The sequence below is a fragment of the Facklamia sp. P12945 genome (genome assembly GCF_050409485.1).
Taxonomy (GTDB): Bacteria; Bacillota; Bacilli; order Lactobacillales; family Aerococcaceae; genus Facklamia.
Genome location: NZ_JBNUPJ010000001.1, coordinates 96,075 through 110,130, shown reverse-complemented (window position 1 = coordinate 110,130; position 14,056 = coordinate 96,075). Strand labels below are relative to the sequence as shown.

The 14,056-nt window shown below is 40.1% G+C and carries 12 protein-coding genes and 1 riboswitch; all 12 genes read right to left on the bottom strand.

Features of this window, described 5'->3' with window-relative positions:
* Positions 1–10: 10 nt before the first annotated feature.
* A riboswitch (FMN riboswitch) is annotated at positions 11–132 on the bottom strand.
* A gap of 47 nt (positions 133–179) precedes the next feature.
* The gene (locus tag ACQV2X_RS00490; protein ID WP_428893121.1) at positions 180–905 is read right to left on the bottom strand and encodes a pseudouridine synthase; all 726 of its coding nucleotides are present in this window, start codon (positions 903–905) and stop codon (positions 180–182) included.
* A 9-nt stretch (positions 906–914) separates the two neighbouring features.
* Complete coding sequence (gene scpB / locus ACQV2X_RS00485) at positions 915–1,496, bottom strand: SMC-Scp complex subunit ScpB (RefSeq protein ID WP_428894153.1); 582 nt, start codon at positions 1,494–1,496, stop codon at positions 915–917.
* A complete protein-coding gene (locus tag ACQV2X_RS00480) occupies positions 1,489–2,253 on the bottom strand; it encodes a segregation and condensation protein A (protein ID WP_428873718.1) in 765 nt (254 codons plus the stop codon). The genes scpB and ACQV2X_RS00480 overlap by 8 nt, the downstream gene beginning before the upstream one ends.
* Positions 2,253–2,684: a hypothetical protein gene (locus ACQV2X_RS00475; RefSeq protein WP_428873719.1), complete on the bottom strand. Its 432-nt coding sequence runs from the start codon at positions 2,682–2,684 to the stop codon at positions 2,253–2,255. The genes ACQV2X_RS00480 and ACQV2X_RS00475 overlap by 1 nt, the downstream gene beginning before the upstream one ends.
* A gap of 85 nt (positions 2,685–2,769) precedes the next feature.
* Complete coding sequence (locus ACQV2X_RS00470) at positions 2,770–3,567, bottom strand: purine-nucleoside phosphorylase (protein WP_428874794.1); 798 nt, start codon at positions 3,565–3,567, stop codon at positions 2,770–2,772.
* 9 nt (positions 3,568–3,576) lie between these two features.
* Positions 3,577–4,743, bottom strand: a complete 1,167-nt coding sequence (gene deoB / locus ACQV2X_RS00465) for a phosphopentomutase (protein ID WP_428894152.1) — start codon at positions 4,741–4,743, stop codon at positions 3,577–3,579.
* Between the two features lie 22 nt (positions 4,744–4,765).
* Entirely contained in the window at positions 4,766–5,686 is a 921-nt protein-coding gene (gene xerD, locus ACQV2X_RS00460) for a site-specific tyrosine recombinase XerD (RefSeq protein ID WP_428873723.1), read from the bottom strand.
* Positions 5,679–6,551, bottom strand: a complete 873-nt coding sequence (locus tag ACQV2X_RS00455) for a CvfB family protein (protein WP_428873724.1) — start codon at positions 6,549–6,551, stop codon at positions 5,679–5,681. Before ACQV2X_RS00455 ends, xerD begins: the two co-directional genes overlap by 8 nt.
* 239 nt (positions 6,552–6,790) lie before the next feature.
* The gene (gene pyk / locus ACQV2X_RS00450; protein WP_428894151.1) at positions 6,791–8,548 is read right to left on the bottom strand and encodes a pyruvate kinase; all 1,758 of its coding nucleotides are present in this window, start codon (positions 8,546–8,548) and stop codon (positions 6,791–6,793) included.
* A gap of 18 nt (positions 8,549–8,566) precedes the next feature.
* Entirely contained in the window at positions 8,567–9,538 is a 972-nt protein-coding gene (locus ACQV2X_RS00445) for an ATP-dependent 6-phosphofructokinase (protein WP_428873726.1), read from the bottom strand.
* Between the two features lie 91 nt (positions 9,539–9,629).
* Entirely contained in the window at positions 9,630–12,977 is a 3,348-nt protein-coding gene (dnaE, locus tag ACQV2X_RS00440; RefSeq protein ID WP_428894150.1) for a DNA polymerase III subunit alpha, read from the bottom strand.
* Positions 12,978–13,006: 29 nt separating this feature from the next.
* Complete coding sequence (gene queA / locus ACQV2X_RS00435) at positions 13,007–14,044, bottom strand: tRNA preQ1(34) S-adenosylmethionine ribosyltransferase-isomerase QueA (RefSeq protein ID WP_428873728.1); 1,038 nt, start codon at positions 14,042–14,044, stop codon at positions 13,007–13,009.
* Between the last annotated feature and the right edge of the window lie 12 nt (positions 14,045–14,056).

The following is a 14,056-nucleotide window of genomic DNA, read 5'->3' as shown; positions in this document are numbered from 1 at the left end:
CTTATCAATATCTTATCTTCTACCATCCAGACTTTACTGTCGGTACTGGAATTACACCAGTTCAACCTAGCCACAGCTAAGTTCGCGGACTCTACCGCCGGTCGGGAATTTCACCCTGCCCCGAAGACGTTATTTAATTTAAATGAATTATAGCATTTATCTCGGATTTAAGCAAGCTCTTATTCACTATCTAAAGCCATCTTACTTAATTTATCCACTTCAAAGGCAGTTAGCTCTCGCCACATACCCGGTTTCAAATTATCTAAGCCAAGAAAAGCAAAAGATTCGCGCTTCAATTTGAAGACGGGATAACCAATGGCTTCAAACATTTTCTTAACTTGATGGTTCCAGCCTTCATGGATGGTTAATTGGGCAACGGCTGTACGATTATCTTGATTGCTAGAAATGAGACGAGCTCTAGCTTTGGAGGTCTTTTGACCATCAATCATTACGCCCTTTTCTAATTGTCTTAATTCTTTAGCTGTAGGAATGCCACCCAATTTCGCAATATATGTCTTATCAATCTGATGCTTAGGATGCATCATCTGATTGGCAAAGTCACCATCATTGGTTAACAAGAGTAAGCCTGTCGTATCAAAGTCTAATCTGCCAATCGGATAGATACGTTCTTCAATACCATGGATTAAATCGGTAACCACCGGACGGCCCTTGTCATCAGCCACAGCTGAAATATAGTTTTTTGGCTTGTAAAGCAAGATATAGCGCGGTTCTTCCTTATAAATAGGCACCTCGTCTACTTCAATACGGTCATTGCTGGTGACTTTGGTTCCTAATTCACGAACCACTTGTCCATTTACTTTGACGCGACCTTCTTTAATCATGTCTTCACATTTGCGTCGACTGGCAACCCCTGCGTGAGCCATAACTTTTTGTAGTCTTTCCATAGTTCCTCCTTATTCTTCTTGATCAAATAAATTAATTTCCCATCTTTTTAATGAAAAAAGTTCTTCTGAAGCGGTTTGACTGTTGAGGGCTAAATCTTCAATAGGTGGTAGATCCTCTAAGGAAGATAGCGCAAAGTAATTGAGGAAGTAATCGGTGACTCCATAAAGTATGGGTCTACCAGGCGCTTCTAACTTACCTACCTCCTTAATGAGGTCTCGGCTGACTAATTTTTGTAGCATGGCTTGGGAAGAAACGCCCCGAATTTCATCAATGGTCATACGTGTAATCGGTTGACGGTAAGCTACGATAGCCAAGGTCTCAATAGCCGGTCGACTTAACTTTTGTTGCAGTGGCGATTGAGCAAAATTTTTAATCAAGGGGTCTAAGTCTGCTTGGGTTACATACAAGAAGCGTTCGCCAAATTGGACCAAATCAATTGGCGATAGTGGATGGTCTTTTAAAGTTTGCTGGACTTCTTCAATCATAGGCTTAATTTCTGTTGGTGAGAGATTTAAAAGAGCGGCTAACTCATTCAAGGTCACGCCTTCTTCCCCGGCAACAAAAATAATGCCTGCTATTTTTCTAAGCATAACCTTCCTCCCTCAAACGCAGTTCAATGCTATCTAGATAGCTTTCTTGTTGAAAAACCAGAACTTGCTTACGGACCATTTCTAAAACAGCAATAAATGTGGCAATAATTTCTGGTCGAGAGCCATTCGATAAAAGAGACGAAAAAGCAATGGATTGATTAGGCTTAATGGATTGAAATTGTTGTCGAATGAATTGCATTTTGTCCGTCACTGAAACTTGATCATGATGAATTTCTTTTTCTTTAGGTTGTCTTTGTTCTTGCGCTTGCAAGACGCTCTTCAAACTGGTTTGTAATTGCTCTAGCGAAAGCTCACCTTCTTCTAAGGGAATAAAAGCTATAAAGTTTGAAAGATCTGCCGCTGGTCTTGAATAGTGCTTACTACGATCCACTTGCATATCTTCTAAGGTGTCCGCTACTAGCTGAAATTGTTGATAAATGAGCAGTTGCTGAACCAGACCACTCCGCGGATCTTGGTCTTCTAAATCACCATCCAATTCATCCGGTTCAATGGGAATTAAGAGACGACTCTTGATCTCTAATAGAGTGGCCGCCATCACTAAATATTCTCCGACCTTATCGAGGTCTAATTCCTGCATCTGGTCAATATAAGCCAAATATTGGTCAGTAATTTCCGTCATGGGTATATCGTTAATATCGACTTCTAACTCTTTAATTAGGTGTAAAAGCAAATCAAACGGCCCTTGAAAGGCCGTTAATTTAAGGGTTAAGTCTTGATTGGTTCGATCCTCTTGCATTAATTGGCTTCCCCTTCACTATTTGCTTTTATCTGCTGACGATATTTCTCAGCAAACTGGGCAATCATATCTTGGGTTTCTGATTGAATGGAACCTGAGATTTGAATTTGTGGAAACATATCTTTAAGTTCTTTGAACAATTGATAATCCACGGACTCTCCTTCAAAGGAAGGAATAACCGATATAAGGTGAACGATTATTGTCGAAAGATTTTCTTGGGGATCCGTTTCAACTTTACGCTGCTCAATACCGATTAAACCAACGAAGTTGCTTGTTTCAGGATCTTTATATAAGTAAAGGTCGAAACCTTCTTGGTCGCGATATTTAGTTAAAATTTCGCCTGCTTGAGCCATTTGATCTTCACCTTCGCAAGTTAAACTTAAGAGTCCTAAGACAACTTTTTCATTCTTATGCGTTGAATGAACTAGCATTTTTGCGACCTCCTATCTCTAATTAGATTTCCTTGAGATATTACCATGCAAAGACTGAAATTTCAACTTAAAGCTTTACAAAGTCCTATATTTGTTCAATCACTTGATAAATTAATTGCTTAAATCGTGGTTTCACTTCTCTAGAAACAGCCATCACTTCTTGGTGGTTAAGTGTCTCCTGCATACCGGCTGCATAGTTGGTAATACAAGACACTCCCAAGACTTCCAGCCCAGCATGTCTTGCTACAATAGCTTCGGGAACAGTAGACATTCCCACTGCATCGCCCCCCATCAAACGAATGGCTCTAATTTCAGCTGGGGTCTCATAAGAAGGACCGGTCATCCATGCATAAACTCCCTCTTGTAAACTAAAACCTAAACTTTTAGCTGTTTGATGTAGCAATTGAATGCCTCTTTTACTATAAGTTTGACTCATATCAACAAAGCGCGGACCTTGTGGATTGTTTTTACCAATCAAAGGATTTTCGCCTGTAAAATTAAGTTGATCCTTGATGACCATTAGATCTCCAGGTTTAAAACTATTATTAACCCCACCGGCTGCATTTGTAAGAATCAAACTTTCGACCCCTAATTCTTTAAAAATCCGAATCGGAAAGGTGATTGTTTCAAGGTCATAACCTTCGTAATAGTGAAAACGTCCTTGTAATGCTATTACTTTTTGTCCAGCTAGGCTGCCATAGACCAATTGACCAGCATGACCTTCAACAGTTGATACTGGAAAACTTGGGATAGCTTCATAAGGGATTTTAACCGGATTTTTAATTTCATCTGCCAAATCTCCTAAACCAGAGCCTAGAATTAAACCAATTCGAGGGGCTACCATACCGTGGTCTTTTAAATATTCTAAGGTTTTTTGATACATAATCTTCTCCTATTTTAATTGTGCTAAAAACGACTGTCCTTGATCTGTCTGTTTAACACCAAAGTTATCAGAAATAGTGGCCGCGATATCAGCAAAGTGCTGCGCTTGTAGTTCACTTGCCGCTTTAAACTTTTTAGAATAGGCCAATAAAGGCACATATTCACGGGTATGATCGGTTCCCTTATAAGTCGGATCATTACCATGGTCGGCTGTGATTAATAACAAGTCCTCTTCATTCATGGCTTGAATTAGTTCAGGAATGCGGGCGTCGAAGTCTTCTAAGGCTTGACCATAGCCTTGAGGGTCACGACGGTGACCATATTTGGCATCGAAGTCCACTAAGTTAGTGAAAGATAGGCCTTCAAAATCTTCCCCCATGACCTTGAGTAATTGATCGACACCGTCCATATTGGACTTAGTGCGAATCGCTTGAGTAATACCCGCTCCATTAAAGATGTCATTAATTTTGCCCACTGCAATGACCGATTTGCCGTCATCTTTTAAGAAATCAAGGGTCGTTTTGCCAAAGGGATCCAAGGCATAGTCATGACGATTGCTGGTTCTTTCGAAATTACCTATTTGACCGACATAAGGTCGGGCAATAATCCGACCAATCATGTAAGGATCTTCCAAAGTAATCTCACGGGCATATTCACAGACCTTGTAAAGTTCTTCTAAAGGAATGACTTCTTCGTGGGCAGCAATCTGTAAAACAGAATCGGCTGATGTATATACAATTAATGCCCCCGTTTCTAATTGCTCGGGTCCTAATTCTTTAATAATTTCGGTTCCAGAAGCCACCTTATTCCCAATTACCTTACGCTTAGCAAAATTTTCTAATTTTTCAATCAACTCTTGTGGGAAACCAGCTGGAAAGACTCTAAAGGGCTGGTCGATATAAAGACCCATCATTTCCCAGTGGCCAGTCATGGTGTCTTTACCAGCTGAACGTTCTTGTAATTTAGTCCAGTAGGCGGAAGCTTGATCGACGGCTTCTACCCCTTTGATGGTGTCAATTTTACCCAGACCCATTTGAGCCATATTTTTTAAGTTTAAATCAAAGTTTTCGGCAATGTGGCCTAAGGTGTGAACGTTAGAGTCTCCAAATTCTTCTGCATCGGGTGCTTGTCCAATTCCGACAGAATCCATAACGATTAAGTGTATTCTTTTAAACATTTTATTTCCTCCTTTAATCGCATCAAGCGCGTGGAAAGTTCTTACGGTAAACTTCCTGTAAGCGGTGATGTGAAATATGTGTATATATTTGAGTGGTCGATATGTCTGCATGACCCAACAGTTCTTGAACCATGCGTAAATCGGCACCATTTTCTAACAAATGAGTGGCAAAAGAGTGCCTCAACATGTGTGGTGAAACTCTTTGATTGACTCCTGCTTGTTGAACATATTTATTAAGATTTTTCCAGATGCCTTGGCGGGTGAAGGCCTTTCCTCTTTCTGTTAAGAAGAGAATCTGGCCTGCTTGAGCAGTCTTTTTACTAGCAAAAACACCTCGGGCATCTTGTAAGTATTGATCAACCCAATAGATGGCTTCATCCCCTAAGGGAATGATTCTTTCCTTATTGCCCTTACCTAAAGTTTGAACAAAACCCAAGTCTAAGTGTAAGTCAGCTAACTGAAGCTGAGTTAATTCACTCACACGTAAGCCACAAGCATAAAGGACTTCTAAGATGGCTCGGTCTCTTAAACCGGTTAAAGTGGCTATATTCGGTGCTTGAATAATGGCTTCCACTTCTTCCATTGATAGAACCTTAGGTAGGCTTTTGGCTTGCTTGGGTCCTTGAACTAATTGCAAGGGGTTTTGCTGGATAACCCCTTCTTTTAACAAATAATGAAAAAACTGTTTCATAGCTGATAAAAGCCGTGAAGTAGAAGATGTGGCATAATTTTGCTGGTGTAAATGGGCTAAAAACCCTTGCATGTAGCTATAATCGATTTGGTCTAAGCTTTGTGTAGCATGGTCTTGATGGTAGTTTATAAACTTTTTTAAATCTCTTACATAGGCTTGGATTGTATTTTTTGATTTGACTTGATCAATTTGTAAATAGCGCTTAAAATCCGCTAAATAATTTTGTAACTGTTGATTGACCGCCTTATTCATTTTCTGACGTCACCAAGTAAATCCCCTGATTAGCCTCTTGACGAATTTGCTTATTCTTCATTAAGGAACCGACCGCGCGCTTAAATTGTCCCTTAGAAATACCAAATTCTCGCTTAATAGCTTCAGGATCAGACTTGTCGTGATAAGGTAAGAAATGATTGGGCGTCTTTTCTAATAGACGTATTAACATAGTCGCATCATCGCTAATGGCTTCATGGGCTCTTGGTTTTAAGGACAAGTTTAAAGACCCATCACTTTGTACCTTGACTACCCGTCCCTTGATTTTTTGACCCAAACGCGGGGGTAACATCCATTCGCTCTCATGTATAAAGCTGCGGAAGTTCTCTTTAGAAATTGCCAAAGCTCCTACTAATTTCAATTGAAAAATGGTTACTTCTAAATCTTGATTCATCAAACGGTCAGCTGCCTTGATAAATAATTCTTCCATCTGGTCAAAACTTGCTAATTCGCCCCAAAAACGGTTCTTATTATCCACAGTCATTGTCAAGTAGAGCTGGTCCCCTTTTTGAGGCCATTGACTTTTATCATCTGGTAAATTATCCAAAGAAACTACTAGGTCCTTTTGATAAAGACCAATATCCACAAACACACCCAAGTCTTTACGCACTTGAGTTACTGTGCCCCAATCATAGTGACCACTAGCTGCCTTAGGGATGTCTAATTGAATACGGGCCTCACGATTCATATCCTCATAAATAAGCCCTTTAATTTGGTCGCCTAAGTGATAACTTTGACCTTGGATTTGATCCTTGTCTAAGCGAAAGGTTGTCCCTTCCACTTGCGCAAAATAACTGTTTTCATTCTCGTCACTTATCTTACATTCGGTAATTCTTCCTAATTTCATCTTTCATTCTCCTATCTGATCAAACTCTCTTCAAGCTGATTGAGCTATCCTAAAGTAAAGACCGACTCTATCCTAAGCAAAAGACAATTAATTCTAGTCGCTTAGTCTTCTATTAACAATTTTAACACATTCTGTAAGCAAAGAGAAAAGATGGCACGCAAAAAGACATTTCTTCAGCCCATCAATAAATAAGCCAAGAAATGTCTTAAAATAAGTGTCTTAGATAGAACTCTGCTATACTAGATGGATACCGTTGCTCCGCGATAGATAATTCCACGACGAGCATCCACAGTAATCAGTTCATTTTGTTTAATAGCTTCCATAGCACCTTCTACTGCTACTACTACCGGTATGCCTCTTTCTAAGCCAAAAATAGCGGCATGGGAAGTAATACCTCCGCTTTCACAGATAATAGCGCCCACCCTTTCTAAAGCTGGAGTGTAATCACGGTCGGTCTGGCTAGTGACTAATACAGTATCTTCTTTGACATAAGCATTAGCCTCTTCAGCGGTATGAGCAATCACTGCCTTACCAATGAAGTTACCACTGCCAACACCTTGTCCTTCAGCTAACTTAGTTCCAATTAATTGAATCTTCATAATGTTGGTCGTGCCTTTTTCACCAACTGGAACGCCCGCAGTAATGATAATCAAGTCGCCTTCTTTAGCAAAACCTTGCCTTACTGCCATGGCTGAAGCAGAATCTAACATCTCATCGGTTGAATCAGGCTTACCAATAACGAAAGGTTGAACCCCCCACACCAGTGTGAGTGAACGTTGTGCTTCTTCCTCAAAGGTAGCTGCTAAGATATTAGAAGACGGCCGGTATTTAGCAATCATGCGTGCCGTATAGCCAGAAGAGGTTGCTGCCACGATGGTTTGAATCCCCAGATTACGAGCAGTATGTCCCACCGCTTGACCAATAGCTTCAGTCAAGTCTGACTGATTGAATTTCTTCAAGGTAAAGGCATCCTGACCTAATAATTGTGATTCAGTCCGTTCACATATCTTAGCCATCATTTTCACAGCTTCTAAAGGATAATCCCCTGCCGCTGTTTCCCCAGAAAGCATGACAGCATCCGTTCCGTCAAAAATAGCATTGGCCACGTCTCCTGCTTCGGCTCGTGTAGGTCTAGGGTTTCTTTGCATAGAATCTAACATTTGTGTAGCTGTCACGACTGGAATACCTGCTCGATTACATTTCTTAATAATCATTTTTTGAATAAGGGGCACGTCTTCTGTTGGCACTTCGACCCCTAAATCTCCGCGGGCAACCATAATCCCATCTGATACTTCTATAATTTCATCAATATTATCGACACCCTGCCGGTTTTCAATTTTAGAGATAATCTTAATATTGGTCTTGTTTTCTTCTTCTAGAATAGCACGTATTTCCATCACATCATTTTGACGGCGCACAAAGGAGGCCGCTATAAAGTCAACATCTTGACGCGCGCCAAAACGAATATCTTGCTTGTCTTTTTCAGTGATACCCGCAATATTTAAAGAAATACCTGGTACATTAATACCCTTTTGTGATTTTAAGACACCTGAATTGACTACCACACAAGCAATTTCCTTGGCTTGATCATCAATGGCTTCGACTTCCAATTCAATTAAACCGTCATCGATTAGAATAAGCGAACCGATAGTCACATCATCAATTAAGCCTTCATAGGTGATAGAAAACTTATCAGCACTACCTAAAACCTCAGTCATCGCTATCCGGATTTTATGACCTTTTTCTAATAGAATGCCATTATGTTCCATCTTATGCGTTCTTATTTCAGGTCCCTTGGTATCTAATAAGATACCAGCTATAACACCGGCTTCTTGACGGGCCTCTTTAAATAAGTTGATATGGTTTAATTGCGATGCTTGATCACCGTGAGAAAAATTAAAACGGGCTACATTCATTCCTGCGTGAAGTAGATCGACCATTACTTTCTTTGATTGAGTTGCCGGCCCCATTGTGCCAACGATCTTTGTTTTCTTCATATTAACTCCTTTTCATGCTCAATAGCGATCCGTTAAGCTACGATTAATTTCGTACAAATCATCTCTTACTTTGTGCTTGGATTTGGTTAAGGTTTCAACGATGTCACAAACGGATAATTCTTCATTGGTAATGCCGACGAAAATACCCGATTGTCCGTGAAGAATTAAATCCACTGCCTTAGCACCCATTAATGTAGCAAAAACACGATCACGACCTGTTGGATTACCCCCTCTTTGAATGTGGGAGAGGTTAACCCCACGAACACTTTGATCAGGGGCTTCTTTTTTGTATTCTTTGATAAATTCTTCCACGCCCATGACACCTTCGGCTAATACGATTAAAGCATGGTCTTTCCCATGACTAAGAGCCGTATTGACTCTGCGAGCAATGTCACCGATAAAGAAATCTTCTTCAGGAATAACAATGGCATCGGCTCCCACAGCCACTCCGGCCCATATAGCAATATCCCCCGCGTTACGTCCCATCACTTCGACTACAAAGGTACGGTTATGTGAGGCCGCTGTGTCAGAAATTTTATCGATGGCTTCAATCGCTGCCGACATGGCAGAGTCAAACCCTATCGTATATTCGGTCCCTGGAATATCATTATCAATGGTTCCTGGAATACCAATAGCTGGAAAACCTAATTTAGTAAGAGCTAGAGCTCCTTGGAAGGAGCCATCTCCTCCAATAACAATTAAGCCTTCAATTCCTAGGGATTCCATTTGTTGAATGGCTTTTTTTTGTACTTCTAACTGTTTAAATTCAGGGTACCTGGCTGAATAAAGGATGGTTCCTCCTCTACGAATGGCATGAGTGAGGTCGTTGATCCCTATTTTCCTATATTCACCTTCCACTAAACCTTTAAAACCGTGTTGAACACCTACTACCTCAATTTGATGATGGAGGCCCTGTTCAACAACAGCTCGAATAGCGGCGTTCATTCCGGGAGCGTCACCTCCACTTGTTAGCACTGCTAAACGTCTCATAAGTCACCTCTTCTTATTCATTAACTCTCTTAATAATATTTTAACATGAATTAAAAAGCCTGTCCGTTGATATGATTATCAGTCAGATTCATTATTTAAAATAGACATTATTTTCTCCAAAAAGAGCTTTTAACTCATCCACCACCCGATCTGCCATAGAAATATTATATAGAGCCTCTAATTTCCAAGCATTGCGGTTGGCATCGACCATGATTATTTCTAAAGGACCTGGGTTTTCTACCGCTAAAGCTTTTAATTTTTCCACTAATTGCTGACTAGAAGCCCCGGCTAGTAATTTAATAAATACTTGACGAATCGGTGATGAATGGGATTGCTTTTCATCTTCTGGTAAGGGCAGTAATTTATCCAAAACAATTTGTGGCTGACCTTGTCGATCTAGGCTTAGTTGGCCTTGCAAAGCCACCACTTGACCCTCTTTGAGCTGGTGGCCAAATCGTTGATAACTTTCAGGGAAACTAACCAGAGAAATATTTTGACTGCCATCATTGAGACGGTAAAAAGCCATCTGGTCTTTTTTCTTAGTTTCAATGACTTTCATGTGCTCGATATAGGCTAGAACTTTTACTTTTTTACCTTTAGGCATTTTTAAGGATTTTAAAGCTCCAATAGATAGAAAGCTTTGATCTCCTTCAATCAGTTTTAAAAACTCATCAATAGGATGGCCAGCTAATTGCAAGCCTAGTACTTCACGCTGACGCTTGAGTAAATGGGCTTTAGGCCACTCTCTGACCAAATTAATTTTAGGTTCAATCTCTTTTAATAAGTTAATATGATTGCCTGAAATCTTGCGAAATTGAATAAAATGTTCTAAGTTCTCGGTCAAGGTCGCTCGTGTGTAGCCAAAGGTGTCGAGTGCACCGGCATCTATTAGCGCTTGAATTAAATTGGTCTTTAGAAATTTAAGGGGCATCCGTGATAGAAAGTTTTGGAAATCGGTAAAAGGCCCAGCTAAATTGCGCTCATCTAAAATGACTTGACAAAAATCATGTCTGAGTCCATTGATAGCCATTAAACCAATTCGAATAGCCCCTTTTTCAATTTTAAAATTAGTATGTGAGCGATTGATATCCACCATTAAAAAGGGTCCTACCGTACGTTTGGCATCTAATAGGTATTCATCCAAACTTTGATGAATTGATCGCCCATGGTTTAAGAGGGCTGTAAAGAACTCTAATGGATAGTGAACCTTTAAATAAGCTAGTTGGTAGGCCAAAGTCGAATAAACAGCAGCGTGCGCCCGATTAAAACCATAATTGGCAAATTGATAAATATAATGGAAAACTTGCTGACTGGTTTGACTATCCAGTCCACGCTCTTGACAACCCTTTAGAAAAGCAACTTGTTGGTCTTTCATTAGGTCCATCTCTTTTTTACCCATGGCTCTTCTCAAGAGGTCGGCTTGCCCTAAACTAAAACCAGCCAACTTTTGGCAGATTTGCATAACTTGCTCTTGATAAACGATAATTCCGTAGGTTTTTTGTAAAATTCCTTCTAAAAGTGGATGGATATAATCAATTTTTTCCTTACCATGCTTGCGGTTGATAAAATGAGAAATTTGTTGCATAGGCCCCGGTCGGTATAAAGCATTGACTGCGATAATATCTTCAAAACTTTCCGGTTTTAATCTTCTTAGAACTTGGCGAATTCCTTCAGATTCAAACTGGAAGACTCCTTGGGTGTTAGCTTCTTGGAAAAGTCTTAAAGTGGCTGAATCCTCACGATCAATGGCATCGATGTCAATGGCTAAGCCTTGATTTTGCTTAATTAAGTTCAAAATAGTATCTAGGATTTGTAAGTTTTTCAAGCCCAGAAAGTCCATTTTTAACAAACCTACTCGTTCGACATCTTCCATATCAAATTGTGTAAGCTGTATTTGGCCTTCTCTTGTTGTAACGGGCACCCAGCGACTCAAATCTTGATCGGCAATCACAACTCCTGAAGCATGGGTAGAAGTATGTCGTGGCAAGCCCTCAATGGTGAGAGCAGTTTTAAAAATTTGTTCATTTAAAGAATCTTCAGCAATTAACTGTCTTAAAGCGCTAGACTTTTGATAAGCATCCTGCAAGCGGATGGACACTTCAGTTGGTATGGTCTTGGACCAGCGATCTTGCACCATTTTAGGATAGGACAAGACTCTGAGGGTGTCGCGTAGTGATTGCTTGGCCCCAAAACTACCGAAAGTCACCAATTGAGCTACCTGCTGGCTGCCATATTTTTGGGCGACATAACGAAGCACTTGGTCTCTTTTATCATCTGGAATATCGATATCAATATCGGGCATATTGTAGCGTTCAGGATTTAAGAAGCGTTCAAAGAGTAAATCATATTCTATCGGGTCTATCTTAGTAATTCCTAATAGATAAGCTACTAAAGAGCCAGCAGCAGACCCTCGCCCTGGACCCGTTCGGATATTATATTCATAACAAAAGGCCATAATTTCCCAAACAATTAAGAAATAATCATTGAAACCCATTTGATCGATGGTAGTTAATTCATGGTCTAAGCGTTCTTGATAAATGGGCACTTGATCAACTTTTAACTCTGCTAGCTTGTTTTGACATAGGTGTTTTAAATAGTCTTTAGCAGCTATATTATTTGGTGTTTTAAATTTAGGTAGGAGCGACTGATTAATGGGCAGCTGCACTTGCATACGTTCTTCCAAAGCATGACTATTGGTGACTACCTGCTCCAGTCCCTTTTGTAAATACAAGTCTTCTAATTCATTACGGCCGTATAAATAATGAGACGTCCGATAGGTCATAATTGAAGGATCCAAGCTTTCACCGCGATCAATCGCTTGTAAAATCCTTATAGCAAAACCTTCTTCACTGGTGAGACTTTCGACTGCTTGGTTACAAACCATCTTTAATTGGTGGTTACGAGCAAATTGAGATAGCCATGAAACTTCTAATTCATTGAAGGGATAAATCGAAAGTCCTAGATAAAAATTGTCTTGCGGAAAAATATGAAGCCAAGACTGAAGAATCGCTTGTCCTGCTTCAAAATTCTCATGTAGAAGGGCTTGTTCTAATTCTCCCTTCTTGCCGGCAGTAATGATAACCAATGATTGGCTAGCTTCTTTCATCAGATGATCGATTTGCTGATAATCTGGATGGCTTTGGTTGATTAATTTAGAAAGTTGAATCAAAGCTAAATAGCCCTGGTAATTCAGGGCATAAAGAATTATAGGATAGCTTTGACTTTGGTCCAGGCGTCCCGGCAAGTTCAAGCTAAGCCCTATCATGGCATGAAGGTCTGCTTTTTGGCAGGCTAGGTAAAACTTAAGACTAGCATGTAAGACTCCTTGATCGGCTAAGCCAAGATGCGTGTAGCCTAGGGACTTAGCTTTAGCTACATATTGATTTAAATCAAGGGTGGATTGCAATAAAGAATAAGAGCTACGAACATTGAATAGCATTTGCTTTTCTCACCTTCCACTGTGTTTATTTAGAGAATGAACATCGCATCTCCAAAACTAAAGAAACGATATTTATGATCCACTGCGTGTTGATAGGCTTGTAAAATTTTATCGCGATCATAAAAGGCTGAAACCAACATAACTAAGGTTGATTGCGGTAAGTGGAAATTAGTAATTAAATGGTCAACTGCTTGAAATTTAAAACCTGGCGTGATAAAAATATCCGTCCAACCAGAAGCTGGCACAATTTGCCCTTGATGGTCACGTGCAATTGTTTCCAAGGTGCGCACAGAGGTTGTACCGACTGCTGTGATCTTGCCACCTCTTTTACGAATGTTTTGAATTTTTTCAGCCGATTCTGGGCTGATTTGATAATATTCAGCGTGCATTTGGTGTTGGTCAATCTTTTCTACAAAAACAGGTCGGAAGGTTCCCAAGCCAACATGCAGCACAATCGGAATAATCTCAATGCCTTTATTTATTGCCTCTTGCATTAGTTCTTGAGTAAAGTGCAAGCCAGCTGTTGGAGCAGCGGCCGAACCATTTTGCTTGGCATAGACCGTTTGATAGCGATCTGGATCATCCAATTTTTCCTTTATATAAGGTGGTAAAGGCATTTGACCTAGGGATTCTAACACTTCTAGGAAAACACCTTGATAAGAAAACTCAATAACTCTTCCTCCGTCTTCCTTATGTTCGATAATTGTTCCCACTAATTGGGCTTGGTCGCCAAAATGTAAGACGGTCCCTAAACGAGCTCTTTTACCTGGTTTAACTAGACATTCCCATTGGTCACCTTGGGTGTTTTTTAATAAAAGGACCTCAATATGTCCCCCGGTATCCGGTTTAACACCAAATAAACGCGCGGGAATAACTCTGGTTTCATTAATTACTAAGCCATCCCCAGGCTTTAAATAGTCAAGCATATGTTTAAAGTCTGTATCGATTGTTTGCTGACTTTGACGGTCTAAGACCAACATACGCGATGATGAGCGGTCCTTTAAGGGAGTTTGAGCAATCAATTCTTCTGGTAAATGATAATCAAAATCTTTAGTTGTATAAGTCATCGTTTTCTTCTT

What these genes read in the sequence shown, in the direction of transcription:
- ACQV2X_RS00490 (WP_428893121.1), bottom strand. Translation starts at nt 905, where the DNA reads ATGGAAAGACTACAAAAAGTTATGGCTCACGCAGGGGTTGCCAGTCGA.
- scpB (WP_428894153.1), bottom strand. Translation starts at nt 1,496, where the DNA reads ATGCTTAGAAAAATAGCAGGCATTATTTTTGTTGCCGGGGAAGAAGGC.
- ACQV2X_RS00480 (WP_428873718.1), bottom strand. Translation starts at nt 2,253, where the DNA reads ATGCAAGAGGATCGAACCAATCAAGACTTAACCCTTAAATTAACGGCC.
- ACQV2X_RS00475 (WP_428873719.1), bottom strand. Translation starts at nt 2,684, where the DNA reads ATGCTAGTTCATTCAACGCATAAGAATGAAAAAGTTGTCTTAGGACTC.
- ACQV2X_RS00470 (WP_428874794.1), bottom strand. Translation starts at nt 3,567, where the DNA reads ATGTATCAAAAAACCTTAGAATATTTAAAAGACCACGGTATGGTAGCC.
- deoB (WP_428894152.1), bottom strand. Translation starts at nt 4,743, where the DNA reads ATGTTTAAAAGAATACACTTAATCGTTATGGATTCTGTCGGAATTGGA.
- xerD (WP_428873723.1), bottom strand. Translation starts at nt 5,686, where the DNA reads ATGAATAAGGCGGTCAATCAACAGTTACAAAATTATTTAGCGGATTTT.
- ACQV2X_RS00455 (WP_428873724.1), bottom strand. Translation starts at nt 6,551, where the DNA reads ATGAAATTAGGAAGAATTACCGAATGTAAGATAAGTGACGAGAATGAA.
- pyk (WP_428894151.1), bottom strand. Translation starts at nt 8,548, where the DNA reads ATGAAGAAAACAAAGATCGTTGGCACAATGGGGCCGGCAACTCAATCA.
- ACQV2X_RS00445 (WP_428873726.1), bottom strand. Translation starts at nt 9,538, where the DNA reads ATGAGACGTTTAGCAGTGCTAACAAGTGGAGGTGACGCTCCCGGAATG.
- dnaE (WP_428894150.1), bottom strand. Translation starts at nt 12,977, where the DNA reads ATGCTATTCAATGTTCGTAGCTCTTATTCTTTATTGCAATCCACCCTT.
- queA (WP_428873728.1), bottom strand. Translation starts at nt 14,044, where the DNA reads ATGACTTATACAACTAAAGATTTTGATTATCATTTACCAGAAGAATTG.